This is a genomic window from Streptomyces dryopteridis, assembly GCF_049606955.1.
Lineage (GTDB): Bacteria > Actinomycetota > Actinomycetes > Streptomycetales > Streptomycetaceae > Streptomyces.
Genome location: NZ_CP187113.1, coordinates 2555217 through 2580847 on the forward strand (window position 1 = coordinate 2555217; position 25631 = coordinate 2580847).

A 25631-nucleotide genomic window follows, 5' to 3' on the forward strand; every position below is an offset into this window, starting at 1 on the left:
CCGGTCGAGCGCGCCGCCGCGCGCGACGACCCGCCCCCGCGGTCGCCCCACGAGACCCGTCCGCGTTCCCGGCCCGGCGGCCGGCCCCGACGCCCGCACCGCGGCGTCCGGCCCCCGCCGGACCGCGCGCGTCTCCCCCTCCCCGAGCGCCCATACCCGGCCGTTCGCCCCGTCTCCCTCGGCACGCACGGCCGCCCCGTAGGCTTCCCCGCATGACGGAAGCCTCCGACGACCGACCCGACACCGCACGCGCCGCACGCGCCGGCGGTGCCCCCTCCTCGGCCGCCCACCCCGGTACCCCGACCCAGGCCGTGGTCCTGGCCGGCGGCCAGGGCTCCCGGCTGCGCCCCTACACCGACGACCGGCCCAAGCCGATGGTCGAGATCCCCGGCACCGGCGTGCCGATCATCGGCCACCAGCTCGCCTGGCTCGCCGCCGAGGGCGTGACGGACGCCGTGATCTCCTGCGGCCACCTCGCCGAGGTGCTCCAGGAGTGGCTGGACAAGGCCGAACTGCCGCTGCGGGTGACCACCGTGGTGGAGAACGAGCCGCTCGGCCGCGGCGGTGGCCTCAAGTACGCCGCCGCCCACCTGCCGCACCCGGACCGGCCCTGGTACGCGACCAACGGCGACATCTGGACCCGGTTCTCGCTGCGCGAGATGGCCGCCTTCCACAACGAGCGCGGCGCGACCGCGACCCTCGCCCTGGCCCGCCCGCGCATCCCGTGGGGCGCGGTCGAGACCAACGAGTTCGGGCACATCCTCGACTTCATCGAGGCCCCGCCGTCCCCGTACCTGATCAACGCCGGGGTGTACGTGTTCTCCGCGGACTTCGCGTCCCTCCTGCCGGACCTCGGCGACCACGAGCGCACGACGTTCCCGCGGCTGGCCCGCGAACGCCGGCTCGCCGGTTTCCCGTTGCCGCAGGGCGCGTACTGGCGCGCGATCGACACCGCGAAGGACCTCACCGAGGCCGCCAAGGAACTCGCCGCCCAGAAGCGCGGCTGAGGCCCCGCCCGGAGCGGGTCACGAACACGGCCGTGGGGCCCGTCGCGCGTCGTGCGCGACGGGCCCCACGGCCGTTCCCCGATCGTTGCGATCCGTCCGGTCAGTTGCCGAGCAGGCCGCCCACCAGGCCGCCGCCCTTGTTCGCGCCGCCGGAACCGGAGCCCGGCTCGGCGGCCCCGCCGGAGCCCGAGCCCGGGGCCGCGCCGCTCGCGGGACCGGAGTCCGAGCCGCCGCCGCCCTGACGCGGGGTCGACTTCGGGGAGCCGGAACGCGGTGCGGAGGACCCGGTGCCCGAGCCCTTGCCCGCGCCGGAACCGGAGCCGCGGCTCGGGGTCGAGGAGCCGGTCTTCGCGCCCTGCGGGCTCTGCGAGGCGGTCTTGCCGCCGGTCGGCGCCGCCGAGGGCCCGGTGCCCGTGACCCCCTTCGCGGGCCGCTGCCCGCGCGGGGCGCTCGCCGTGCCCGGTTCCTGCGGGAGCGGGGAGCCGGGCAGGTAGTTGCTGGGCTCGCGGCCCGGACCGGGCACGGTGACGACGGTGCTGGAGCGCACCGCCCCGCCGAGCAGCGAACCGAGCAGCAGGGTCAGCCCGCAGACCACGGCGGCCATCATGGCGCCGCGCCGCAGCACCCGGCGGCGCAGTTCCCACACGGCCGAGCGGGGCCCGAGGGTCCGCCACGCCTCGCCCGCGAGGCGCCCGTCCAGCGAGTAGACGGGGGCGCCGGCGATGATCAGCGGGCTCCACGCGGCGAGGTAGATGATGTCGGGCGCGTCGTACGCCGGCACCGTCCGCCAGCTCACCGTCATCAGCAGCGCCGCCGACAGCAGCGCGCCGATGCAGGCCGCGAACCGCTGCCACAGGCCGAAGATGGTCAGCACGCCGACGATGACCTGGAGGAAGGCCACCGTCAGGCCGGCGCCGACCGGGTGGGCGAGGGCGAAGTCCCGCAGCGGTTCGGCCAGGGCCCACGGGTGCAGGGTCTGCAACCACGTGACCATCGAGCCGCGTTCGCCGCCGTCGAAGTACACCGGGTCGCAGAGCTTGCCCATCCCCGCGTAGACGGAGATGAAGCCGAGGAAGACCCGCAGCGGCAGCAGGACCACGCCGAGGTTCATCCGGCGGTCCGGGTAGTACGAGGAGTGCCCGCGCGCGTCCGCGCCCCCGCGCCGCGCGCCGGACCCGGGGGGCTGCGGGGCCACGGGGGCGCCGGAGAGCCGCACGGGCGGGAAGGCACGGGTCTCGCCGCCGGCCGCGCCCGCGCCGGGGTGGCTGCGCTGGCCGATGACGGTGGGGGTGGCGAGGGTGTCCTCGGCGAGGTCGCGGTCGAGGTCCACGCGGGGGATGGTCTGCGTGGCGCCGCCGTCGAACTCCTCGCCGCGGCCGAGGCCGGCCTCGCGCACCGCCTGGAGCAGGCCGCCGGTCGCGGCGTCCTGGCCGGGGGCGGACTTGCCGCTCCACGCCACGAGGTTGCGCCGGCGGGTGACCACGGCGGCTCCCGCGAGGGCGCCGGCCAGGGCCGGGACGCGGGCCGGATTCGGCGCGCCGGGCGCGGAGGCGGGGGCGGTCGCGGGACGCGCGTTCGGGCTCGGGGAGAGCCGGACGCGGAAGCTGGCGTGGTTCACGATGACCTGTGCGGGGTCGCACGGCACCTTGACCATGCTCAGTGCGGGCTGGTCGTCGAACCTGGGCGTTCTGGTGTCCACACTCATCTAACCGAGTGATGAGTGTTTAGGACACTGCTTGACAGAGATGCTCTGTCGGGGGCCCGTCAAGATCAGGCCGGCCGGGGAACGGCCGTTCGGCGGCCGTGCGCCCGGCCTCCCGGGGTGGGGGAACGGGTCGGACGGAGGTGGACCGGGGGCTTCGCGGAGGGGATCCGACGGGCTCTCCCGCCCCACCCGTCACACCCGTACCGGCTCCGGGAGCCCGCTCGGGGTCCGGGCCGGCCGAAAGCAGAAGGCCCGGCGCCCTCCGACGCCGCCCGCCCGCCCGCCCGCCCGAAGAGCCGTGCCCGCGCCCCGTGCCCGGGACGGATCCTCGGATCCTCGGGGCACGGCGCACGGGCACGGGCTCACGCGGTTCAGGCGCGGCGGCGGGATGCCTCGTAGAGGACGACGCCGGCGGCGACACCGGCGTTCAGCGACTCGGCGCCGCCCGGCATCGGGATGCGGACCAGGAAGTCGCAGGTCTCGCCGACGAGCCGGCCCAGGCCCTTGCCCTCGGAGCCGACGACGACGACCACGGGGCCGCCGAGCGCCTCCAGGTCGCCGATCTCGTGCGTGCCCTCGGCCGCGAGGCCGACGATGGTGATGCCGGCCTTCTTGTACTCCTGGAGCGTGCGGGTCAGGTTGGTGACCCGGGCCACGGGGGTGCGGGCCGCGGTGCCGGCGGAGGTCTTCCACGCGCCGGCGGTCATGCCGGCCGCGCGGCGCTCGGGGATGACCACGCCGTGCCCGCCGAAGGCGGAGACGGAGCGGATGATCGCGCCGAGGTTGCGCGGGTCGGTGACGCCGTCGAGGGCCACGATCAGCGGGTCCTGGCCCGCGTCGTACGCCTCGGCGGTGAGGTCCTCCGGGTGCGCGTACTCGTACGGCGGGACCTGGAGGACGAGGCCCTGGTGGTTCAGGCCGTTCGTCATCCGGTCCAGCTCGGGGCGGGGGGCCTCCATCAGGTTGATGTTGCCGCGCGCCTGGGCGAGGGCGAGGGCCTCGCGCACCCGCTCGTCGTTGTCGATGAACTGCTGCACGTACAGGGTGCTGGCGGGCACGCCGTCGCGCAGGGCCTCGAAGACCGAGTTGCGGCCCACGACCATCTCGCTGGTGCCCTTGGGGCCGCCGCGCCGGGGCGCGGGACGGCGCCGCGCGGCCTGGCGGGCCTTGGCGTTCTCCAGCCGGTTCTTCTTGTGACCCTTGCGGTCGGCGGCGGGCGGCGTGGGGCCCTTGCCCTCGAGGCCCTTGCGCCGCTGGCCACCGCTGCCGACCGTGGCGCCCTTCTTGTTGGACGTGCGGCGGTTCCTGCGCTGGCTGTTCCCGGCCATGACCTCGACCTACCCGATTCCTTGGTGCTGCGAAAAATATGTACGTGTGAATGTCAGTGTGCCGTCCGCGCGCGCGGACGGCACATGCGGGCCCGCCGCCCGGCCGGGGTTCCGGCGGGTGGCGGGCCGTGGCTCAGCGCGGGCCGAGCGTCCAGCGCGGGCCCGTGGGACCGTCCTCGACGACCAGGCCCGACTGGGTGAGCTGGTCGCGGATCGCGTCGGCGGTGGCCCAGTCCTTGCGGGCGCGGGCCGATTCCCGCTGTTCCAGCACCAGCCGGACGAGGGTGTCCACCGCGCCGTGCAGATCCTCGCCCCGATCGGACTCGCCGGCCCAGTGCGGGTCGAGCGGGTCCAGGCCGAGCACGCCGAGCATGGCGCGGACCTCGGCCAGTCGGGCGATGGCGCCTTCCTTGTCGTCGGCGGCCAGGGCGCTGTTGCCCTGCCGGACCGTGGTGTGCACGATGGCCAGCGCCTGCGGCACGCCGAGGTCGTCGTCCATGGCCTCGGCGAAGGCCGGCGGCACCTCGGCGGCGGGCTCGACCGGCCCGCCGGCCTTCTCGACGACCCGCTGCACGAAGCCCTCGATCCGCGCGAACGCCGACTCGGCATCGCGCAGGGCCTCCTCGCTGTACTCGATCATCGAACGGTAGTGCGGGGTGCCGAGGTAGTAGCGGAGCACGATCGGGCGCCAGTTCTTGACCATCTCGGAGACCAGCACCGAGTTGCCCAGGGACTTCGACATCTTCTCGCCCGACATGGTGACCCAGGCGTTGTGCACCCAGTACGTCGCGAACTCGTCGCCGAACGCCTTGGCCTGGGCGATCTCGTTCTCGTGGTGCGGGAAGATCAGGTCCAGGCCGCCGCCGTGCACGTCGAAGGCCGAACCCAGGTACTTGTGCGCCATCGCCGAGCACTCCAGGTGCCACCCGGGCCGGCCGCGCCCCCACGGTGTCTCCCAGGAGGGCTCCCCGGGCTTGCACGCCTTCCACATGGCGAAGTCACGGGCGTCGCGCTTGCCGGTCTCGCCCACCATCTCGGGCTGCCGGATGTTGTCGAGCTCCTGCCCCGAGAGGGACAGGTAGCCGGGGAAGGACTTCACGTCGAAGTAGACGTTGCCCTCCGCCTCGTACGCGTGGCCGCGCTCGATCAGACCGCGCATCATCTCGATCATCTCGGGGATGTGGCCGGTGGCGCGCGGTTCGTAGGTGGGCGGCAGGCAACCGAGGGCGTCGTAGCCGTTGTTGAAGGCTCGCTCGTTCTCGTAGCCGATGGACCACCAGGGGCGGCCCTGGTCGGCGGACTTGGAGATGATCTTGTCGTCGATGTCGGTGACGTTGCGGATGAACGTGACCTCGTAGCCGCGGTGGGCGAACCACCGGCGCATGATGTCGAAGTTCAGCCCGGACCGGATGTGTCCGATGTGCGGAGCGGCCTGCACGGTCGCACCACAGAGGTAGATCGAGACGCAGCCCGGGACGAGCGGGGAGAAGTCGCGGATCTGCCGGGCGCTGGTGTCGTACAGGCGAATAGTCACGGCATCCAGGGTAGTGCGCCCGGGGGTGTGCCTCGCGACCCTTCGGGGGGCCGGAACGGGGTTTGTGACGGGACCGGGATCCCGGCGCGCGCCGGGGCCCGGGCCGCGTTCGCGCGCGCCGTGCCGAGGGCCCCGGACCGGCGAGCGGAGGGAGCCCCTCCGCCGGCCGGCCCGGGCCCTCGCACGGCTATCGGTCGACCCGGTACACCAGCGCCGTCGCGATCGCGGCCAGGCCCTCGGCGCGGCCGGTCAGACCGAGCCCGTCCGTGGTGGTGCCGGAGACCGAGACGGGGGCGCCCGCCGCCTTGCCGAGCGCCTCCTGCGCTTCCGTGCGCCGTTTGCCGACCTTGGGCCGGACACCGATCACCTGCACGGCGATGTTGCCGATCTCGAAGCCCTCGGCGCGCACGATCCGGGCGGCCTCCGCGAGCAGGGTGACCCCGGAGGCCCCGGACCACTCGGGCCGCGAGGTGCCGAAGTGCGCCCCGAGGTCGCCGACGCCGGCGGCCGAGAACAGGGCGTCGCAGGCCGCGTGGGCGGCGACGTCCCCGTCGGAGTGACCGGCCAGGCCGTGGCTCTCCTCGGGCCACAGCAGGCCGGCGCACCACAGCTCGCGGCCCTCCTCGAAGGCGTGCACGTCGGTGCCCACGCCGACCAGCGGCAGCACGGGGACGCCGGGCACGGCGGCGGGACGGGGGGTGGTGGGATCAGTAGGCATCGGTGGCCCTCCTGCGGGCGAGTACGGCCTCGGCGAGCACGAGGTCGAGGGGACGGGTCACCTTGAACGCCTCCTCGTGACCGGGCACGAGGAACACGGGCACGCCCGTGCGCTCCACCATCCCGGCGTCGTCGGTGGCGCCCTCCCCGGCGACGGGGACGGTCTCGTGGGCCCGGACCAGGGTGTCCCGGTCGAAGCCCTGCGGGGTCTGCACGGCGCGCAGCCGGGCCCGCTCCGGGGTGGCGACCACCGGTTCGGGCTCGCCGGGCGCGCCCGGCTCGACCTCCTTGACGGTGTCGGCCAGCGGCAGTGCGGGCACGACGGCCAGGGCGCCGGCGCGGATGGTCTCCACGACGGTGTCCACGGTGTCCACGGGCACCAGCGGGCGGGCCGCGTCGTGCACGAGGACGGTGGCGACGTCGGCCGGCAGCGCGGCGAGGCCGGCCCGGACCGATTCCTGGCGGGTGTCGCCGCCGGGGACGACGATCACGTCGGTGTGCGAGACGCCGGTCAGGGCGTGCTCGTCGAGCAGCCGGCGGACCTCGGGCGCGCCGTCGGCGGGGGCGACCACGACGACGAGGGAGACCGCGCGGGACCGGGCCATGGCGCGCACGGCGTGCACGAGCATGGGGATCCCGCCGAGGGTGCGCAGGGCCTTGGGGGCCCCGGGGCCGAGGCGGACCCCGCGACCGGCGGCCGGGATGACGGCGGCGGTGCGGGAGGCGCGCTCGGGCGCGGCCGGGCTCTCGGGGGTCGCGGAGGTCGTGAAGGTGGCGTCGGGGGCGGATTCAGGGGTGGTACCGGCGCCGGACGGGCCGGTCTCGGCGGGGGACGTGGGGTCCGTGGGGGTCCCGGGCCGGCCGGGACGGGAGGTGTCGGACATGCGGTGGCTCCGGGAAGTCGGCCAGGTTTGTGGCTTCGGCCGGCGTGGGTATGGCCAGAAGCGTGTCGGGTGCGATGCCCTCGCCCCTTTCCGTGACGACCGGTCGAGCCGGCTGCCCGGACCCGGCACGCCAATGGAGCGGGGTGGTCCGCGCGTCCCGGTGCCCGCCGGGGCCTCGGGTCGCCGCGGGTGGGTACGGCGTGGTGGTGCTCGTGCGCGACGGTGAACGGCGGTCGCCTGGCGTCCGTGATCACGCGTCGAGGACGAACGCTACGCGGTCACGCCGTGACGGCGGGAACCCGGACCCGCGGGTGGGGCGGGTGTGACGGGGCGCGCCTCACGGGGTGACAGCACCGCGGGCGGCACGGCGGCGGAAAACAGACATGCCGCGACGCCCGGAGACGGGCCTCCCGGGGGAGGTCCGACAGCGGGCACCGCGGCACGGCTGCGCTATGCGTAAAACGGTTCGCTCATCGCGTCAGGACGCGAGAACCTCGTCGAGGAGGGCCTCGGCCTTGTCCTCGTTGGTGTTCTCCGCGAGCGCGAGCTCGCTGACCAGAATCTGGCGCGCCTTGGCGAGCATGCGCTTCTCACCGGCGGAGAGTCCGCGCTCCCGCTCGCGACGCCACAGGTCGCGAACGACCTCGGCGACCTTGATGACATCGCCGGAGGCGAGCTTCTCAAGGTTCGCCTTGTAGCGGCGGGACCAGTTGGTGGGCTCCTCGGCGTACGGCGCGCGCAGCACCTCGAAGACCCGGTCCAGCCCGTCCTGGCCGACTACGTCGCGTACGCCGACGAACTCCGCGTTGTCCGCGGGCACACGAACCGTCAGGTCGCCCTGGGCGACCTTGAGCACCAAGTAGGTCTTGTCCACGCCTTTGATCTGGCGAGTTTCGATGGCCTCGATCAGCGCGGCCCCGTGATGGGGATAGACCACGGTGTCGCCAACCTTGAACGTCATGTGACAGGTACCCCTTCCGTGGCTATCCAGAGTAACACGAGAATGGAGTGTTCTGAATGGCGTTTTCGCAGGTCAGGGCGGTTCTCGGGGCTTGACAACACCGCCGGGCACGTGCTGCGGAGGGCCCTTTGGAAGGGGTATCCGCAGGTGGGAGCGGTTGTGCGGACGAGGCGAATCGACCAACCTACACCCGCCGAACCTGCCGCACGACGTGACGTACATCCCGTTTTGCCGGGTTCGGATTCGTGAAACCCGGCTACTCCGTTCGACTGTCCGCGCGGGACGGCGGATCGGTTCCGGCCCAATCCGGAATTGATCACGGAGAGCCGTTCGGGGGAATCCCGCAATTGATCACCCGCCGGCCCCGACGCGGATTTCGACCGGCCCCGACGCCCCCCGGCGCGGCGGGGACACCGAGGACGGACCACGGGGGCCCGGCGGGCCCGGTCCGGCGGCGACGGGTGTCACCGCGAGTGACCGGAGGGTCGGGTGCGGGCCCGAGCCGGCCGCTCGGTAACCTAAGCGCGCTGACACACCCTTAGGGCGGCTTTACCTCGTATCCCGGGACCGACGGGGACGCGACGGAGAGGGCCGTCCGCCCGTCCTGTCCGTTCCCGTACGTCCAAGGAGATGCCGCCGCCGTGAGCCGCAGCCTTCGACGCGGCGCCCTCGCCGCCACCGCCATCGTGTTCTCGATCGGATCCCTCGCAGCCTGCGGCGCGGGCAACGACGCGCAGACGCTCCAGATCCGTCCGGACAACGCCGCCACCACCAAGGGCGACATCAAGGTCCAGAACGCGCTGGTGATCACCCAGGGCGAGAAGGCCGCGAAGGGCCCCGCGGTCGTCTCCGCCACCCTCTTCAACACCGGCGTCAACGACCAGACCCTGGACGCGATCACCCTGCCCGGCGGCACCGGCACGGTCGTGCTCAAGCCCGCCAAGGGCGCCGGCAAGGTCACCGTCCCGGCCGGCGGCTCCCTCGTGCTCGGCGGCCAGGGCAACGCCTCCGCCGTCATCGCCGGCGGCCGCGAGGCCGTCCAGGACGGCAACGCGCAGCAGGTCGTCTTCAAGCTCAGCAAGACCGGCGACGTCAAGCTCGCCGCGTTCGTGGTCCCCTCGGCCGGCTACTACGAGGGCTTCGGCCCCACCGACGCCCCGGCCGCCGGCCCCACGGCCCGCCCCTCCGGCTCGGCCTCCGCGTCCACCTCGGCCGACCCGAACGGCACCCCGGCGGTCGGCGCGTCCGCGTCCACCGGCGCCTCCACCGGCCCGTCCGCGCCCGCGAACGGCGGCGTCAGCCCGTCCGGCACCCCGAGCACGGCCCGCTGACCCCCGCCCCACCCCGCGCGCCCGCCGCGCACCCCGCACAACGCCCGTGGGCCCCTCGACGTGATCGAGGGGCCCACGGGCGTTGTGCGGGGGAAGGAAGGGGCCGGCCTACGGCTCGGCCCCGGCCTTTGGTCGGCCTACGGCTCGGCCCCGGCCTTTGGTCGGCCTACGGCTCGGCCCCGGTCCTTGGTCGGCCTACGGCTCGAACTTGTACCCCAGCCCCCGGACCGTGACGAGGTAGCGCGGGGCGCCCGGGTCGGGTTCGATCTTGGCGCGCAGGCGCTTGACGTGCACGTCCAGGGTCTTGGTGTCGCCGACGTAGTCCGCGCCCCAGACCCGGTCGATGAGCTGCATGCGGGTCAGCACGCGGCCCGCGTTCCGCAGCAGCATCTCCAGCAGGTCGAACTCCTTCAGCGGCAGGTCGACCTTGGCGCCGCCGACGGTCACCACGTGCCGGTCCACGTCCATCCGGACCGGGCCCGCCTCCAGCGCGGCCGGGGTGACCTCCTCCGGCTCCCCGCGCCGGCGCAGCACGGCGCGGATGCGGGCGACCAGCTCGCGGGAGGAGAAGGGCTTGGTGACGTAGTCGTCCGCCCCTATCTCCAGCCCGACGACCTTGTCGATCTCGCTGTCCTTGGCCGTCACCATGATCACGGGGACGTTGGACCGGCCGCGCAGCTGCCGGCAGACCTCCGTGCCCGGCAGCCCGGGCAGCATCAGGTCGAGCAGGACGAGGTCGGCGCCGTTGCGCTCGAACTCGTCCAACCCGTCGGGTCCGGTCGCGGCGACCGCGACCTCGAAGCCCTCCTTGCGGAGCATGTAGGACAGGGCGTCGCTGAATGATTCCTCGTCCTCGACGACGAGCACTCGGGTCACGGAAGGACCTCCGGGGCAGGGGTGGTGACTGGTTCGGGGTGGTGGTGCGGGTTGACGCGGGCGGCACCCGCGGCGGACGAGGGGCCGGCGGACGGGTCCGGGGCACCCTTCGCCGTCGACTCGGGGAGGCGGAGGGTGAAGGTGGAACCCTGACCCTCCGAACTCCAGACGGTGACCTCGCCGCCGTGCGAGGCCGCGACGTGCTTGACGATGGCGAGACCGAGGCCGGTGCCGCCGGTGGCGCGGGAGCGGGCCGGGTCCACGCGGTAGAAGCGCTCGAAGATGCGCTCCTTGTCCTTGTCGGGGATGCCGATGCCCTGGTCGGTGACGGCGATCTCGATGAGGTCCCCGCCCGGCGCGGCGACCCGCCGGCCGGCTATGCCGACCCGGGTGCGGGCCGGACTGTAGTTGACGGCGTTCTCGACGAGGTTGCCCAGCGCCGCCGCGAGCTGCCCCCGGTTGCCCCAGACCCGCAGGTCGGAGGTGCCGCCGGCGGCCATGGTGATCTGCTTGGCGGAGGCCGTGTGCCGGCAGCGGTCGATGGCCTCGGCGACGAGGGTGTCGATCCGGACCGGCTCGGCGTCCTCCAGCGGGTCGTCGTTCTGCACCCGGGAGAGGTCGATGAGCTCCTGCACGAGGTTGGTGAGCCGGGTCGCCTCGATCTGCATCCGGCCCGCGAACCGGGTCACGGCCTCGGGGTCGTCGGAGGCGTCCATGACGGCCTCCGACAGCAGGGACAGGGCGCCGGTCGGCGTCTTCAGCTCGTGCGACACGTTGGCGACGAAGTCACGGCGGACCGCCTCGATGCGCCGCGCCTCCGTCAGGTCCTCGACCAGCAGCAGCACCAGCCGGGAGCCCAGCGGGGCCACCCGTGCCGACACCGCCAGCGCCTCGCCGCGGCCGGTGCCCCGGCGCGGCAGGTCGAGCTCGACCTGACGTATCTCCCCGTCGCGACGGGTGTCGCGCGCCATGTGCAGCATCGGTTCCACGGCCAGCTTCCCGCCGCGCACCAGCCCCAGGGCGTACGCCGCCGAGCTGGCCTTCACCACGGCGTCGGCCTCGTCGAGCACCACGGCGGAGGAGCGCAGCACCGAGAGCACCGTGTCCACCCCCGGGGGCAGCACGGCGCCGGCGTCGGGCCGCAGCGAGCTCCGGGTGGGGCGGGACTGGTCGCGTTCGCTCCAGCGAAACGCCAGCATGGCGATCACCCCGGTACAGAGCCCGGCGATCGCGGCAGCTGCGGCGACCGCCGCGTTCACGTCCATGTGTCCAGGTTAAGCAGGCGGAACGCGAGATCCACAGCCGTTCGGGTGGCGACTCGAACACTCGTCGCCCAGAGTTCACCGTGGCGACGGTGCTGATTCACTTCGGGTGGAGGAGTCGGACGCGTTCGAAGCGGACCGTGGCACCGTGGGGCGAGAAGGCCCCGGCCCCCGGCAGGAAGCAAGAGAGGGACACCCACCATGCGGGACGCGTACCACGAGGAACTGGACTCGATCGGGGAGGGCCTGGTCGAGATGGCCCGCCTGGTCGGCTCCGCCATCGGGCGGGCGACGACCGCCATGCTCGACGCCGACCTGAAGCTCGCCGAGTCCGTGATCGCCGCGGACCAGAGGGTCGACGACCTCCAGCACGACCTGGAGGCCCGCGCGATCGCCCTGCTGGCCCGCCAGCAGCCGGTCGCCACCGACCTGCGCATCGTCGTGACCTCCCTGCGCATGAGCGCCGACCTGGAGCGCAGCGGCGATCTCGCCCAGCACGTCGCGAAGTTGGCGCGCCTGCGCTTCCCGGACACCGCGGTCCCCCGGGACCTGCACGCGACCATCCTGGAGATGGGCCAGCTCGCGCAGCGCCTGATGGCGAAGGCCGGCGAGGTCATCATCACCAAGGACGTCGACCTCGCGCTCCAGCTGGAGACGGACGACGACGAGATGGACCAGCTGCACCGCACGCTCTTCCAGCACCTCATGGACGACCGCTGGAAGCACGGCATCGAGACGGCCGTCGACGTCACCCTGCTCGGCCGCTACTACGAGCGCTTCGCCGACCACGCCGTCTCCGTCGCCAAGCGCGTGGTCTTCCTCGTCACGGGCGAGCACGCGGACGAGGTCCAGAACGCCGTCAACGCCGAGACCGCCTGATCCGCGGCTCCTCGGACGGGCGCGCGGAGGACCGCGCGCGGGCCGCGGACACGGTCGGGAAACCGAACGCACGCGTTGCTCCGTACGGGTGAACCGTCCCGGGGTCGGCCCCCCGGGACGGGGCGCGCGGGCCGAAGCCCCCGCGCGCCGTTGACGCGGGGGCCGCACTGGGCATGAATGGGGCGACAGGCACGGCCCACACCCGCGCCCGAGGCGGCTCGTCCGCCCCCGGCGCCCGCCCCGGCCCCGCGCCGGCGCGGCTCCCGACGAGGAGGCACCATGCCCGACACCCCCGTCCCGATCACCCCGGAGCAGGAACAGCCTGAACGACCGGCCCGGGAGCCCGCGCGGCTGCCGATGCTGGCGATGTGCGGCTGCGGCTCGGGCTGCGGCTGCGGCTGCCAGTCCGGCGCCCCCTGCCAGTGCGGCTGACCCCAGCCCGCCCGCGTACGCCGAGAGGCCCCCCACCCGCCATGTGCGGGTGGGGGGCCTCTCGAATGTGGGACTCGGGTGTTACTTCTTCTTGCCCTGGTTCTTGACGGCCTCGATGGCGGCGGCCGCGGCGGCCGGGTCGAGGTAGGTGCCGCCCGGGTTGAGGGGCTTGAAGTCGGCGTCGAGCTCGTAGGAGAGCGGGATGCCGGTCGGGATGTTCAGGCCCGCGATGTCGGCGTCGGAGATGCCGTCGAGGTGCTTGACCAGCGCGCGCAGGGAGTTGCCGTGCGCGGCGACCAGGACGGTGCGGCCCGCGATGAGGTCCGGGACGATCGCGTCGTACCAGTACGGGAGCATCCGGACGACGACGTCCTTCAGGCACTCGGTCTTCGGGCGCAGCTCCGGCGGGATGGAGGCATAGCGCGGGTCCTCGGACTGCGAGAACTCGGTGCCGTCTTCCAGCGCCGGCGGCGGGGTGTCGTACGAGCGGCGCCACAGCATGAACTGCTCCTCGCCGAACTCGGCGAGGGTCTGGGCCTTGTCCTTGCCCTGGAGGGCGCCGTAGTGGCGCTCGTTCAGGCGCCAGGAGCGGTGGACCGGGATCCAGTGACGGTCGGCGGCCTCCAGCGCGAGCTGCGAGGTGCGGATCGCGCGCTTCTGGAGGGAGGTGTGCACGACGTCGGGGAGCAGACCGGCGTCCGTGAGCAGCTCACCGCCGCGGACCGCCTCCTTCTCGCCCTTCTCGTTGAGGTTGACGTCCACCCAGCCGGTGAACAGGTTCTTCGCGTTCCACTCGCTCTCGCCGTGACGGAGGAGGATCAGCTTGTACGGTGCGTCGGCCATGCGTACGAGCCTAATGGACCGCGGATGCCCTCGCGCGCGTCCGCGTGAGGGGGGACGGCGAGGCCCGGGACGGTCCTGAGGCGGGGTCGGGACGGGCGGGGCGGGGGCGCCGGCGGGGCCGGGCGGGTAATGCGGTGGCGGGCGCCGGGGCGGGATCGTAAGGTGCCTCAGTCCGTCATGCCGCTTACTCCAGCCGTTGGAGCCCAGGGGGATTCCCGCCGTGCCCGTTCTGTCCCGGGCTCGGATCGCCGGCGCGATCCGAGATTCCGTTTCCGGCCTGCCGACCGCGTTCTGGTGGTTGTGGGTCAGCACCCTCGTCAACCGACTCGGGGCCTTCGTCGCCACGTTCATGACCTTGTACCTGACCCTGGAGCGGGGCTTCTCGGCCTCGTTCGCGGGACTTGTGGCCGCTTTGTACGGGCTCGGCGGGGTGGTCTCGACCCCGATCGCGGGGGTGCTGACGGACCGGCTCGGGCGGCGGCCGACGCTGCTGGTGTCCCAGCTCGGGACGGCGTTGACGGTGGCGGTGCTCGGGTTCATGGAGCACCCGGTGGCGATCGCGGTGATGGCGGCGCTGGTCGGCATGGCCTCGAACGCCTCCCGGCCGGCGGTGCAGGCGATGATGGCGGACATCGTGCCGGAGCGGGACCGGGTGCGGGCCTTCGCGCTGAACTACTGGGCCATCAACCTCGGTTTCGCGGTGAGCGCGGCGGCGGCGGGGTTCGTCGCGGAGTGGTCGTACCTGGCGGGGTTCCTGGGCGAGGCGGTGCTGACGCTGGTGTGCGCGGTGCTCGTGTTCGTCAGGTTGCCCGAGTCCCGGCCGGAGCCGGTCGCGCCGGCCGGTGCGGCGGGGGCGGCGGGGGCTGGTGCGCAGGAGGGCGGGGACGGTGGTTCGGGGCTCGGGGCGGTGCTGCGGGACGGCCGGTTCATGGGCGTGGTCGGGCTCTCGTTCCTGATCTCGTTGATCTTCACGCAGGGTTCGGTGGGGCTGCCGGTCGCGATGGGACGCGAGGGGTACTCCTCGGGCGACTACGGCATGGTCGTGATGGTCAACGGCCTGCTGATCGTGCTGCTCCAGATCCCGGTGACCCGGTTCATCCAGCACCGCGACCCGCGCCGGCTGCTGGTGATCTCGGCGCTGCTGGCCGGGTACGGGTTCGCGCTGACCGCGCTGGCCGGGTCCCTGTGGATGTACGCGCTGACCGTGTGCGTGTGGACGCTGGCGGAGATCGTGAACTCGCCGACCCAGATGAGCCTGGTCGTGCGGCTCTCGCCGGCCTCGGCGCGCGGCCGCTACCAGGGCGTCTACAGCATGTCGTGGGCGGTGGCCTCGCTGGTCGCGCCGCTGATGGCGGGCACGGTCGTCGACCGGTTCGGGGCGGGGTGGCTGTGGGCCTCGGTGGGCGTGCTGGGCACGGTGGCGGGGCTGGGGTACTGGCTGCTGATGCGGGACCTGCCGGCGGAGTCCTCGGCGGTCGTGCCGGTGCCCGTGCCCGTGCCGGTGCCCGTGGACGGGGCGAGCGTGGCACCCGCCCCGGTCGCGGCCCCGGGCCCGGGCCCGGTCGCGGCCCCGGCCGAGCCTCGGGGCGGGTCCGGGCGGGATCGGGACCGGGAGCCGACGGCGGGCTGAGCCCGTCGGACCGCTACGGGGCGCCGGGCTCGTCGGGCTTCGGCGCCCCGGGCGGATGGGGGCACCTCCCGGCCCCCTGGGGCTGGGGGCGGGTCAGGTGGGCGAAGGCGTCGAGGTTGCGCGTGGACTCCCCGCGCGCGACCCGCCACGCGTACTCGCGCCGGATCGAGGAGGCGTAGCCCAGTTCCAGCAGCGGGTTGAAGGCCCCGTCCGCCGCCTCCAGCACCGCGCCGAGCAGCCGGTCGAGCTCCTCCGGGGTGATCACGGCCAGCGGCAGCCGGCCGACGAGGTACACGTCGCCCAACGCGTCCACGGCGTAGCTCAGGCCCCCGCGCAGCCGCAGGTTCCGCTCCAGCAGCCAGCGGTGCACGCCGGCCTCGTTCTCGTCGGGGTGCCGGATGACGAACGCGTTCACCGACAGGGTGTGCCGGCCCACCCGCAGCGAGCAGGTGGTGGCGAGCTTGCGGGTGCCGGGGAGGGTGACCACCCAGGTGCCGGGTTCGGGGCTCTCCCAGGACAGCTCGGCGTCGCGCAGCGTGTCCTCGACCACCCGGGCGTGCCGGGCCGCCTCGGTCGCGGGCCCGGCGCCGCCGCCGTCCCCTCCGGTGCTCGTGCCGTGGGTGCCGCGCGTGCCCTGGTCAGCCATGGAGGGAGCGTACGCGACGGCGGTGTTCGTGCAGGGCGGCGGTGTACACGTCCGCCGTGCCGCTCGCGGCCGTGTCCCAGCCGAAGAACCGCGCGTGCCGGGCGGCCTGCGCGCCGAGCCGGTCGGTCAGCCCGGGGTCGTCCACGAACAGGCGCAGCCGGCGCGCCCAGTCCACCGGGTCGTGTCCGGGCACGAGGATGCCCGTGGCCCCGTCGTTCACGGCGACCGGCAGTCCGCCCACCTCGGCCGCGAGCACGGGGGTGCCGGTGGCCTGCGCCTCGATCGCCACCAGCCCGAAGGACTCGTTGTACGAGGGCACGACCAGCACGGACGCGGCCCGGAACCAGTCCGCGAGGCTGTCCTGACCCACCGGCGGGTGGAAGTGCACGAGGTCGGCGATGCCGAGACGGGCGGCCAGCTTCTGCAGGCCCTCGGGCTTGGCGAGGCCGCTGCCGCTGGGGCCGCCGACGACCGGCACGAACAGGCGCCGGCGCAGGCTCGGGTCCTCGTCCACGAGCACCGCCACCGCCCGCAGCAGCACGTCGGGCGCCTTCAGCGGCTGGATGCGGCCGGCGAACAGCGGGATGACGGCGTCCTGCGGCAGGCCCAGGCGGGCGCGGGCGGCGGCCCGGCCGTCGCCCACGGTGAACCGGTCGAGGTTCACCCCGGGGTGCACGACGGCCACCTTGCCGGGGTCGGCCTCGTAGTGCCGCACGAGTTCCTCGGCCTCGTCGGCCGTGTTGGCGATCAGCCGGTCGGCGGCCTCCACGATCTGCGTCTCGCCGATCACCCGGGCGGCCGGCTCGGGGGTGTCGCCCTCGGCGAGCGCGGCGTTCTTCACCTTGGCCATGGTGTGCATGGCGTGCACCAGCGGCACGCCCCAGCGTTGGGCCGCGAGCCAGCCGACGTGCCCGGAGAGCCAGTAGTGGGAGTGCACGAGGTCGTAGTGGCCGGGCCGGTGTCCGGCCCACGCCTGCATCACCCCGTGGGTGAAGGCGCACAGCTGCGCGGGCAGCTCCTCCTTGGCGAGCCCCTCGTAGGGGCCCGCGTCCACGTGCCGCACCAGGACGCCGGGGGCCAGCTCCACCACCGAGGGCAGGCCGCCCGCGGTGGCCCGCGTGAAGATCTCGACCTCGATGTTGATCGCGGCGAGCCGGCGGGCCAGCTCCACGATGTAGACGTTCATGCCGCCCGCGTCACCCGTGCCGGGCTGGTGCAGCGGGGAGGTGTGCACGCTGAGCATCGCCACCCGGCGCGGCTTGCGGGGATGCCCCACGGAGGGCAGCCGCAGGCGCGGGGCGTCGTGACGGGCACTGTTGCGGACGGCGGCGAGCCTGCCGCCGAGCCGGGACACGTACTGGCTCAAGGGGAGCGGTCCTCTTCTCGGTCTCGGTCGGGCCGATCGCGGGCACGGCGACGGTCGGTCGGGGTCGGGCACGCCGGGGAGAGCGCGCCGGGGCGGCGGACCGGGTGGTGGGGAGACCGCCCCGCGACGCTGCGGGACGGGACCACCGGTCCCTGGGGTGGCGGGCGCCGGCCCACTGCCCACCGCCCCCCAGTCGACTCGCGGCGGCCGGGGAGGGATGTACGCGGAGCACCCGTCAAGCCTGTGCAACCGTGCAACCGGCCCCCGCATTCCGCAACCGGTGCGACACCCGCCCCTTTACCCGATCTTGGACCCGGCGACGGCCTCCGGATGGCCCCGACGCCCCCACCCGCCCACGCGTGCGCCTGCCCGCTCCCCGGGCGCTTAGGCTCGACGCATGTCCTCCGCACGTGTCGATTCCGCCCGCTCCCGCCGCCCGGTGGTGGGCACGGTGACGCGGGGCACCACCAACCCGAACCGGCTGCGGCGCATGGACCGCTGGATCGCCGCGACCCACGGCGACGCCCTGCGGTCGGGGCCCGCGCCGATCGCCGTGGACCTCGGATACGGGGCGGCGCCCTGGACCGCCGTGGAGCTCCTCGACCGGCTGCGGCGGGCCGCGCCGCGCGTGCGCGTCGTGGGCATCGAGATCGAACCGGCCCGGGTGACCGGCGCGAAACCCTGGGAACGCGACGGGCTCACGTTCCGGCACGGCGGTTTCGAGGTGCCGCTCGGCCCCGGCGAGGCCCCCACCCTGATCCGCGCCGCGAACGTGCTCCGCCAGTACGACGAGGAGCGGGTGACCGAGGTGTGGGAGCGGCTCTGTCGACGACTCGCGCCCGACGGGCTGCTCGTGGAGGGCACCTGCGACGAGATCGGCCGCCGGCACGTGTGGGTCGCCCTCGGCCCGGAGGGGCCGCGCACGGTCACCTTCGCGACCCGGCTCGGCTCCCTGGACCGCCCCTCCGACCTGGCCGAACGACTGCCCAAGGCCCTGATCCACCGCAACGTCCCGGGCGAGCCCGTGCACGCCTTCCTGCGGGACTTCGACCGCGCCTGGGCCGCCGCCGCGCCCTACGCCGCCTACGGGGCCCGTCAGCGCTGGCTGCGCACGGCCCGGGACCTGGCCGCGGACTGGCCCGTCACCAGCCCGCACGCCCGGCTCCGACAGGGCGAACTCACCGTCCGCTGGGACGCGCTCCGCCCCGCGCGCCCCTGATCCGCGCGGCCGCCGCTCAGGCGTCGGGTCTGACGATCGCCTTGATGGGCATCGAACCGGCCCCCGCGATCGTGACGGTGCGGCCCGGCTTCGGGGAGTGGATCATCTTGCCGTCGCCGATGTAGAGGGCGACGTGGCTCGCGTCGTCGAAGTAGACGATCAGGTCGCCCGGGCGCATGTCCTTGGGCGCCACCCTCGGCAGGCGCAGCTGCTCCTGGGAGGTGCGCGGTATCGCGCGGCCCCCGGCCCGCCATGCCTGGAGGGTCAGGCCGGAGCAGTCGAAGGAGTCCGGGCCCTGCGCCCCCCACACGTACGGCTTGCCGAGCTGCGCCGTCGCGTAGGCGATCGCCTCGCGGGCGCCCTCGCCGACCTCTCCGGAGTTCACGGCCCCGTTGAGCACCCCGGTGTTCAGCCAGCCGGCCTGGGCCCGGGCCTGGGCCTCCGCCTCCAGCCTCAGCAGCCGGGCCTTCTCCTCCGCCGAGAGGCGGCTCTCCAGCAGCTCCGCCGCCTTGATCTTCTCCTCTATCTCCTTCTTCCGCTTCTCCCGCGTGACGCGGTTGGCCTCCATCCGCTGCCAGACCGCGCTCGCGTCCCGCGCGTACTGCTCCAGGTCGGTCTGGGTGCGGCCGAGTTCGAGGAGGGCCCCGGCCGTGGCCTGCTCGCCCTGGCGCAGTCGGGCGGAGCTGTCGAGGAAGTGGTTCGGGTCACCGCTCATCGCCAGCCGGGCCTCGGGCGGAAGCCCCCCGGAGCGGTACTGGGCCCGGGCCGCCGCCCCCACCCGGTTCTTGAGGGTGGCCAGTCGCTGCCGGCCCTCCTCGACCCGCTTGGTGACGGAGACGAGCTGCTTGGACTGTTCCGTGGTCTCGGACACGGCGAGGTTGTACGCGTCCGTGGCCGACCCGGCCTCGCGGTAGAGGCGTTCGATCTCCTGGCGCACCTCTTCGAGGGCGCGGGGGGTGCTCGCCCCGGGCGAGGCCGAGGGCGCGGGTGTCGGGGGTGGGGCCGGCGCGGCCAGGGCGTCGGGGGCGAGGAGTATCGCCGTCGCCGCGAGCGCCACCGCCGCCGTCGCGAGCGCCCGCCCGCGTCCCCGCGGTCGCGCGTCCCGCCGTGCTTCCCGTCGTACGTCACTCCGTACGTCCGTCATCGATCCCCCCAACTCCCCCATGAGCCGCAAGGCCATCACTTCTGACTATCCGTCAGTAACATCCGGTCACCCCGGGGATGGTGTCACGGCTCATCCGATTTCGACACCCTTCGCAGGCGACAACGGCCCTCGGGCGAACCACTGTTCCCCCTTCGTTCACGTTCACCCCATCGAGCGGGACCCGACCCGGCCCGGTTTGAGTCCCCGTACTCATGCGGAGTGGGGCGCGCCTGAGCGACCATCGCCCCGACCGCCCTCCGCCCGCGCCCCGTCGAGGAGTCCGACCGTGCCCTCCCGCAGCGCCCGCACCGCCCGCACCACCCGCCCCCGCCGCCCCGCCGTCACCGCGTTCCTCGCCGCCGGCGGCGCCCTCCTCGCCCTCACCCTCACCGCCTGCACCACGAGCACCACCACCCGCACCGAGGGTCCCCGGCCGGTGAGTTGGGTGCCGATCACCCCGAAGCCGAGCCCCACCGCCTCCCCCGCGCCCACGCCCGCCGCCGACGCGCTCGCCCGGCACGACGCCCGGTTCCCCGAGATCGCCGCCCTCTGCCCGCCCGGCGTGCGCTACCCCGACCCCGGCGCCTCCCCCTTCCGGAAATTCGCCCCGATCCCCGGCCCCCTCGCCGGGGAACCGACCCGCCTCGGTCTCGACCCCGCCTCCCAGTGCCGGGCCGCCGCCCACGCGCACCGCGTACTGCGCGCCGTGATCGACGCCCCCGAACCCGTGGACGTGCGCGACGCCGGCCGACTGCGCGCCTTCCTGCGCGGCCTCGGCTACGAGCTCCGCGATCAGGACGTGCGCCCCCACCACATCGCGGACCTCCTCTTCGAGGTCCGCGTCCCCGAATCCGGCCCGTGTTTCGGCGGCCAGATCGGGGACCTGGTCCGGACCTATCCCCTGGGGCCGCTGCCGAACGGTTCCTGCGCGGCCTGAGCCGGCCGGATCCGAGCCCCCCGGCCGTCTCGACACCCGGACTCCGGCCCCGGAGTCGTGACACATCTCATCTGCCCCGGTGGTGTTTTCGCCGCCTTGACGGCATATGCCACCGCCCCCGGGAGATCACACCGTTCCCCCCGCCGGAACCTGCCGCTAGGGTCGAGCGGCGAGGGAAGGAACCGGAGACGATGCCCGCACCCGTACCGCGGCCCAGGGAGACCCCGGCCGCCGCGAGCGGCCCGGCAGGCACCACCCCGCCGCCCATGACCCCCACTGGCCCCCTTTCGGCGGAGCCGGAGCCGGAGCCGATACCCGCCATGAGCACACACGAGACCGCCACGATCACGACCGAGCAGCAGCCCCCGGGCCCCGCCTCCGGCCCGCTGACAACGGTGCCGGCGCCCGCGCGCCCGCCCGCGCCCGCGGACGCTGCGCCGCCCGCGCCCGCGACCGTCCCGGTGCCCCGTCCGGTCGGGATCACCGCGCACACCGGCACCGACCCGCTGCCCTCCCCCGACTCCGTCCTCACCCTCCTCGTGCTGGAGGACGACCCGGTCGGCGGCCTGACCGTGCCCGAGATCCTCGGCGCCGACGGCGTGCGCATCCGGATCCGCACCGCCCGCAACCTCACCGAGGCCGCCCGCCTGCTCACTCCCGAGGTGCACTGCGTCCTGCTCGACCTCGACCTGCCCCACCCCCCGCCCACCGAGCCCGAGGCCGCCCCCCTCGCCGTGTTCGCCCCCGAACCCGCGCCGGAACCGGGGACGGAGCCGGGGACGGGCCCGCGCCAAGGCCCGGCCGTGCTGCGCCACGTGCTGCGGCTCGCCCCCGAGCACGCCGTGCTCGTGCTCACCTCCGACGCCGACACCCGACGCGCCGCCGAGGCCGTCCGCTTCGGCGCCCAGGACTTCCTGCACCGCGACGAACTCGACGGCCGCGTCCTCGGCCGCGCCATCCGCTACGCCGTCGCCCGCAAACGCGCCGACATCGCCCAGTACAAACTGGCCGAATCCCGACTGCGCGCCCAAGAGAACGCCCGCCTCGAACGCGGCCTGCTCCCCACCCCCCTGCTCGAAGGCTCCGACCTGCGGTTCGCCGCCCGCTACCGGCCCGGACGCAGCCGCGCCCTGCTCGGCGGGGACTTCTACGACGCCGTGCGCACCCCCGACGGCACCGTGCACGCCATGATCGGCGACGTCTCCGGCCACGGCCCCGACGAGGCCGCGCTCGGCGTGGAACTGCGGATCGCCTGGCGCGCCCTCACCCTGGCCGGGCTCTGCGGCGACGACCTGCTGTCCACCCTCCAGGAGGTGCTGGAGGTGGAGAGACCCGGGGACGAGATCTTCGCGACCCTGTGCACCGTGGACATCTCCCCCGACGGCCGCAGCGCCGGCCTCTGCCTGGCCGGCCATCCGGCGCCGCTGGTGACCCGCCCCGGCGAGCCGGCCCGACTGCTGCCGTACGAGAACAGCGGCCCCGCCCTCGGCCTGCTGCCCCGGGCCCGCTGGCCGCGCCGTCAGGTGCAGCTCGGCGGGGAGTGGAGCCTGATGCTCTACACGGACGGCCTGATCGAGGGCCGCATCGGGCGGGGCCGGGAACGGCTCGGGCAGGACGGCATGGTCGACATGATCAACCGGCACCTCGGCGACGGGCACCGGGGCGACCGGCTCCTGGAGGCCGCCGTGACCGAGGCCCGCCGGCTCAACGGCGGCGAGCTGACGGACGACGTGGCCGTGGTGCTGCTGGAGCGCGGCGTGCGCTGAGCCGCCGGCCGGACACGGCACCGCGGCCCGCCTCCCGGAAGGGGAGGCGGGCCGCGGGAGCGCACGTGGTGGGGCCGCTCGGCGCCGGGCGGGTCAGCGCCCGCCGTTGTAGGGGCCGTAGGGGCCGTCACTGCTGCTGCCGCGCCGACCCGGTCGGCCGCCGCCCGAGACCTGCTTGAGCGCGGGCCGCACGTCCACCATGAACACGATGGTCGCGATCAGGCCGGCGACCTGAAGGAAGATCATCGGCAGGAGCAGGTTCACGACCACCGTGACGCCGAGCAGCACCAGCCAGAAGGTCTTCGTCTTCTTGTCCGCCGCGCGGTAGGCGTCCTCCCGGGCCGTGGCCGCGAACACGAAGGCCACCGCCGCGAACACCAGCAAGCCGAGCCCCAGCAGGGCGAGGACATTGTTGAAACCCTCGATCAGCATCCGGTCGTTCGCCTCCCGTCATTCGCGTCCATCGACTCTCGCGGACGTTTCTCGCCACTCCCAAAGTACCCGCGGATCGGCCCCGGCAACGGCACGCCGCCCGGGCCGATCCGCCGGCTCAGGACTCCTGGCCGGAACCGGCCCCTTCGGCGACCGGCTCGGCCGCCGTCTTCTTGGCACCCGCACGGCGCGCGGCCGGCTTCTTCGCGGCGGGCTTCTCGCCGTCCTCGGCGCCCTCGACGTCCTCGGCGGACGCGACCGCAGGCTCGGGCGCGGGCTCGGTCACGGGGACCGGGTCCGGCTCGACGACCTCGGCGATCTCCACGATCTCGTCGACGACCTCGCCCCGCCAGGTGCGCACGGCCTGCTCGCCCTGCTCGGCCACCCGGTCGTAGGTCTCCTTGGCCCGCACCGCGTACTCGGCGGCCACGCCGACCCCGCGCAGCGCCAGGTCCTGCGCGGTCTCGCCCAGCTTGCGCAGGTCGGGCTCCAGCGCGCCCAGGACCTCGGCGACCTTCGCGCTCACGACGTCGCCCGCCGCCTTGGCCCGCTCCTGCACCACCTTGGGGTCGGTGTTGCGGACGGCCTCGATGCGGCCGGGCGCCTCGGCCCGCAGCTGCTCGATCAGACCGGGCACCTTGCGGGCCTGGCGGGCCGCGAGCTCGGCGGTGCCGGCGGCGAAGTAGAGGGGGGTGGGGTCGGTGAGGGTCTTCTTCAGGTCATCGGCGATGGCCATCTTCTGGTCCTCCCGGATCACAGATCACTGGTCACTGGTCACGTGCGGTCGTCTTGTCGGCGTCGTCGACGCCGGTACTGCCTGTGCTGCCGTTCGCGGGCATCGCCTCGGGGGTCGCGGGGGCCGCGTCCGCTGCCTCGGCGGCGTTCTCCTTGCGGAACGACTCGTAGATCTGGAGGAGCACCTTCTTCTGCCCCTCGTCGATCGACGGGTCCGCGAGGATCGCCGCCCGCGTCTCGACCTCGTCCCGGTCGCGCTCGGCGTCCAGGATCCCGGCCTGCACGTACAGGGTCTCGGCGGAGATCCGCAGGGCCTTGGCGAGCTGCTGGAGGATCTCCGCGCTCGGCTTGCGCAGTCCGCGCTCGATCTGGCTGAGGTACGGATTGGACACCCCGGCCGCCTCGGACAGCTGCCGCAACGAGAGCCGCGCCTGACGACGCTGCTCGCGCAGGTACTCGCCGAGATTCCCGACGTTGAGCGATGCCATGCCCCGATCCTGCCCGACTCCGCTAACTTCTGCAAGCACCCTGCTTGCAAGCGCACGCACGGACGGAGCGGCGGAGCGACCGGCCCGCCCCCGGTCAGTCGCCGAAGTCGAGCTCCGGGCGGGTCCAGAGGGTCAGGTCGCTGCTGGTGGCAACCGCCAGGGTCAGGCCGGAGGGGGAGAACCCGGCCGCGCGGAGCTCCGAGCGCTCGGAGTGGAAGACGTGCCACCAGGTCCCTCCCGCCGGCCCCTCGTGGGCCCCGCCGTCGGCCGAGAGCAGGACCCGGTCGTGCGGCCACTCGGGGCTGACGACGTCCAGGGTCCAGCCGTCGGGCGTGGTGCTGTGCAGGCCGCCGCCGAAGAGCCCGGCGACGCGCACCGGCACCCCCGCGATCGGGCCGAGCCCGGGGCAGGTGAGCTCCGGCGACGTGTCCGGGGTGGCCGTGTCGGGGTCCGGATGCCGCTCGCGGGCGATCCTCTCGCCGGTGACCGCGTCGAAGAGTCCGTGGCCCGCCCCGGACACGACCATGACGAGGTCGTGCCCGCTGGCGGGATGGACGCCGAAGCCGATGCCGAGCAGCCCCCCGACCGGGGTCCGGTACTCCGGCACCGGCCGCCACGGCTCCGGGGCCGCCGTGACCCCGGCGGCGAGGTAACGCTCGCGCAGCCGCCGCTGGTACTCCGTGATCAACTTCTCTCCTCCGGGCCGTGCGCCGAGCCCGTGCGTCAGGCCCGGGCGAGGACCACCGTGGCGTCCAGGGGCTCGTGCTCGCGGACCTCGCACCGCAGGCCCGCCGCCTCGCACGCCGCGACCGTGCCCGCCGCCTGCGCCCCGCTCGTCTCGATCAGCAGCGCCCCGCCCGGCGCCAGCCAGGCGGGGGCCGCCGCCGCGATCGCCCGGTGGTGCGCCAGCCCGTCCGGCCCCCCGTCCAGGGCCGCGAGCGGCTCGTGCTCCCGGGCCTCCGGCGGCAGCAGCCCGATCTCGCCGGTGGGCACGTACGGCGCGTTCACGACCAGCACGTCCACCCGCCCCCGCAGCTCCGTCGGCAGCGCCCCGAACAGGTCGCCCCGGTGCACCCGCCCGCCGTAGGGGGACACGTTGCGCCGGGCGTACACCAGCGCGATCGGCGAGAGGTCCGCCACGTGCAGCTCCACGGGCACCCCCGCGCGCCGGGCCACCGCCGCGCCCAGCGCCCCCACCCCGCAGCACAGGTCCACCACCACGTGCCCGGCCCGCACCAGGCCGGCGGCCTCGGCGGCGAGGAACTCGCTGCGGCGGCGCGGCACGAACGCCCCGGGCCCGACCGTCACCCGCAGGCCGTCGAACTCGGCGTGCCCGACCACGTGCTCCAGCGGCTCCCCCGCGACCCGACGGGCCAGCATCTCGGACAGCTCCCCGTCGTCCCGGGCCACCGACACCAGGATGTCGGCCTCCTCCTCGGCGAACACGCAACCTGCGGCGCGCAGCCGGTCGACGAGGGACCCGGCGGGCGGGGGCGGGGGCGGAGTCAC

Annotated in this window: 25 protein-coding genes; 8 read left to right on the forward strand and 17 right to left on the reverse strand. The window is 74.4% G+C overall.

Annotated elements, in window-relative coordinates; translation table 11 throughout:
• Positions 1-212 precede the first annotated feature (212 nt).
• A complete protein-coding gene (locus tag ACN20G_RS10730) occupies positions 213-1007 on the forward strand; it encodes a nucleotidyltransferase family protein (protein ID WP_424212515.1) in 795 nt (264 codons plus the stop codon).
• A 100-nt stretch (positions 1008-1107) separates the two neighbouring features.
• Here ACN20G_RS10730 and ACN20G_RS10735 read toward each other — a convergent pair whose 3' ends face one another.
• The 6 genes from ACN20G_RS10735 to ACN20G_RS10760 form a co-directional block, all read right to left on the reverse strand.
• A complete protein-coding gene (locus ACN20G_RS10735; protein WP_424212516.1) occupies positions 1108-2712 on the reverse strand; it encodes a DoxX family protein in 1605 nt (534 codons plus the stop codon).
• Between the two features lie 371 nt (positions 2713-3083).
• On the reverse strand, positions 3084-4040 hold the full coding sequence (gene rlmB, locus ACN20G_RS10740; protein WP_424212517.1) for a 23S rRNA (guanosine(2251)-2'-O)-methyltransferase RlmB: 957 nt from the start codon (positions 4038-4040) through the stop codon (positions 3084-3086).
• Between the two features lie 133 nt (positions 4041-4173).
• A complete protein-coding gene (gene cysS, locus ACN20G_RS10745) occupies positions 4174-5574 on the reverse strand; it encodes a cysteine--tRNA ligase (protein WP_424212518.1) in 1401 nt (466 codons plus the stop codon).
• A 187-nt stretch (positions 5575-5761) separates the two neighbouring features.
• Positions 5762-6292 (reverse strand): 2-C-methyl-D-erythritol 2,4-cyclodiphosphate synthase, encoded by a 531-nt coding sequence (gene ispF, locus ACN20G_RS10750; RefSeq protein WP_424212519.1) that lies wholly within the window; start codon positions 6290-6292, stop codon positions 5762-5764.
• On the reverse strand, positions 6282-7175 hold the full coding sequence (gene ispD / locus ACN20G_RS10755) for a 2-C-methyl-D-erythritol 4-phosphate cytidylyltransferase (protein WP_424212520.1): 894 nt from the start codon (positions 7173-7175) through the stop codon (positions 6282-6284). The genes ispF and ispD overlap by 11 nt, the downstream gene beginning before the upstream one ends.
• Before the next feature lie 478 nt (positions 7176-7653).
• Positions 7654-8136: a CarD family transcriptional regulator gene (locus ACN20G_RS10760; protein ID WP_003953493.1), complete on the reverse strand. Its 483-nt coding sequence runs from the start codon at positions 8134-8136 to the stop codon at positions 7654-7656.
• A 641-nt stretch (positions 8137-8777) separates the two neighbouring features.
• On the opposite strand from ACN20G_RS10760, the gene ACN20G_RS10765 reads away from it, so the two are divergent.
• On the forward strand, positions 8778-9467 hold the full coding sequence (locus tag ACN20G_RS10765) for a DUF461 domain-containing protein (RefSeq protein ID WP_424212521.1): 690 nt from the start codon (positions 8778-8780) through the stop codon (positions 9465-9467).
• Between the two features lie 195 nt (positions 9468-9662).
• On the opposite strand, the gene ACN20G_RS10770 is transcribed toward ACN20G_RS10765, so the two are convergent.
• Together ACN20G_RS10770 and ACN20G_RS10775 are read right to left on the reverse strand one after the other, a co-directional pair.
• Positions 9663-10343, reverse strand: a complete 681-nt coding sequence (locus tag ACN20G_RS10770) for a response regulator transcription factor (protein WP_037653407.1) — start codon at positions 10341-10343, stop codon at positions 9663-9665.
• Positions 10340-11608 (reverse strand): sensor histidine kinase, encoded by a 1269-nt coding sequence (locus ACN20G_RS10775; protein WP_424212523.1) that lies wholly within the window; start codon positions 11606-11608, stop codon positions 10340-10342. The genes ACN20G_RS10770 and ACN20G_RS10775 overlap by 4 nt, the downstream gene beginning before the upstream one ends.
• A gap of 198 nt (positions 11609-11806) precedes the next feature.
• Here ACN20G_RS10775 and phoU point away from each other — a divergent pair, with 198 nt between their 5' ends.
• Together phoU and ACN20G_RS10785 are read left to right on the forward strand one after the other, a co-directional pair.
• A complete protein-coding gene (gene phoU / locus ACN20G_RS10780; protein ID WP_424212524.1) occupies positions 11807-12484 on the forward strand; it encodes a phosphate signaling complex protein PhoU in 678 nt (225 codons plus the stop codon).
• Between the two features lie 279 nt (positions 12485-12763).
• Positions 12764-12916 (forward strand): hypothetical protein, encoded by a 153-nt coding sequence (locus tag ACN20G_RS10785; protein WP_424212525.1) that lies wholly within the window; start codon positions 12764-12766, stop codon positions 12914-12916.
• 81 nt (positions 12917-12997) lie between these two features.
• Here ACN20G_RS10785 and ACN20G_RS10790 read toward each other — a convergent pair whose 3' ends face one another.
• A complete protein-coding gene (locus ACN20G_RS10790; protein ID WP_424212526.1) occupies positions 12998-13759 on the reverse strand; it encodes a phosphoglyceromutase in 762 nt (253 codons plus the stop codon).
• Between the two features lie 229 nt (positions 13760-13988).
• Here ACN20G_RS10790 and ACN20G_RS10795 point away from each other — a divergent pair, with 229 nt between their 5' ends.
• Positions 13989-15389 (forward strand): MDR family MFS transporter, encoded by a 1401-nt coding sequence (locus ACN20G_RS10795; RefSeq protein WP_424215470.1) that lies wholly within the window; start codon positions 13989-13991, stop codon positions 15387-15389.
• Between the two features lie 13 nt (positions 15390-15402).
• Here the strand turns inward: ACN20G_RS10795 and ACN20G_RS10800 are convergent, their stop codons facing one another.
• On the reverse strand, positions 15403-16035 hold the full coding sequence (locus tag ACN20G_RS10800) for a YbjN domain-containing protein (RefSeq protein ID WP_424212527.1): 633 nt from the start codon (positions 16033-16035) through the stop codon (positions 15403-15405).
• The gene (gene mshA / locus ACN20G_RS10805; protein WP_424212528.1) at positions 16028-17401 is read right to left on the reverse strand and encodes a D-inositol-3-phosphate glycosyltransferase; all 1374 of its coding nucleotides are present in this window, start codon (positions 17399-17401) and stop codon (positions 16028-16030) included. Before mshA ends, ACN20G_RS10800 begins: the two co-directional genes overlap by 8 nt.
• A gap of 397 nt (positions 17402-17798) precedes the next feature.
• On the opposite strand from mshA, the gene ACN20G_RS10810 reads away from it, so the two are divergent.
• Entirely contained in the window at positions 17799-18620 is an 822-nt protein-coding gene (locus ACN20G_RS10810) for a class I SAM-dependent methyltransferase (RefSeq protein ID WP_424212529.1), read from the forward strand.
• Between the two features lie 16 nt (positions 18621-18636).
• Here ACN20G_RS10810 and ACN20G_RS10815 read toward each other — a convergent pair whose 3' ends face one another.
• On the reverse strand, positions 18637-19764 hold the full coding sequence (locus ACN20G_RS10815; protein ID WP_424212530.1) for an NlpC/P60 family protein: 1128 nt from the start codon (positions 19762-19764) through the stop codon (positions 18637-18639).
• A 286-nt stretch (positions 19765-20050) separates the two neighbouring features.
• Here ACN20G_RS10815 and ACN20G_RS10820 point away from each other — a divergent pair, with 286 nt between their 5' ends.
• Together ACN20G_RS10820 and ACN20G_RS10825 are read left to right on the forward strand one after the other, a co-directional pair.
• On the forward strand, positions 20051-20701 hold the full coding sequence (locus ACN20G_RS10820; protein WP_424212531.1) for a hypothetical protein: 651 nt from the start codon (positions 20051-20053) through the stop codon (positions 20699-20701).
• 191 nt (positions 20702-20892) lie between these two features.
• Positions 20893-22467 (forward strand): PP2C family protein-serine/threonine phosphatase, encoded by a 1575-nt coding sequence (locus tag ACN20G_RS10825; protein WP_424212532.1) that lies wholly within the window; start codon positions 20893-20895, stop codon positions 22465-22467.
• Between the two features lie 93 nt (positions 22468-22560).
• On the opposite strand, the gene ACN20G_RS10830 is transcribed toward ACN20G_RS10825, so the two are convergent.
• From ACN20G_RS10830 to ACN20G_RS10850, 5 genes are all read right to left on the reverse strand, one after another.
• The gene (locus tag ACN20G_RS10830; RefSeq protein ID WP_424212533.1) at positions 22561-22899 is read right to left on the reverse strand and encodes a DUF2516 family protein; all 339 of its coding nucleotides are present in this window, start codon (positions 22897-22899) and stop codon (positions 22561-22563) included.
• 118 nt (positions 22900-23017) lie between these two features.
• Complete coding sequence (locus ACN20G_RS10835; protein ID WP_424212534.1) at positions 23018-23635, reverse strand: hypothetical protein; 618 nt, start codon at positions 23633-23635, stop codon at positions 23018-23020.
• A gap of 31 nt (positions 23636-23666) precedes the next feature.
• A complete protein-coding gene (locus ACN20G_RS10840) occupies positions 23667-24122 on the reverse strand; it encodes a helix-turn-helix domain-containing protein (protein ID WP_424212535.1) in 456 nt (151 codons plus the stop codon).
• Positions 24123-24216: 94 nt separating this feature from the next.
• On the reverse strand, positions 24217-24810 hold the full coding sequence (locus tag ACN20G_RS10845; protein ID WP_424212536.1) for a hypothetical protein: 594 nt from the start codon (positions 24808-24810) through the stop codon (positions 24217-24219).
• A 35-nt stretch (positions 24811-24845) separates the two neighbouring features.
• Positions 24846-25631, reverse strand: a complete 786-nt coding sequence (locus tag ACN20G_RS10850) for a putative protein N(5)-glutamine methyltransferase (RefSeq protein ID WP_424212537.1) — start codon at positions 25629-25631, stop codon at positions 24846-24848.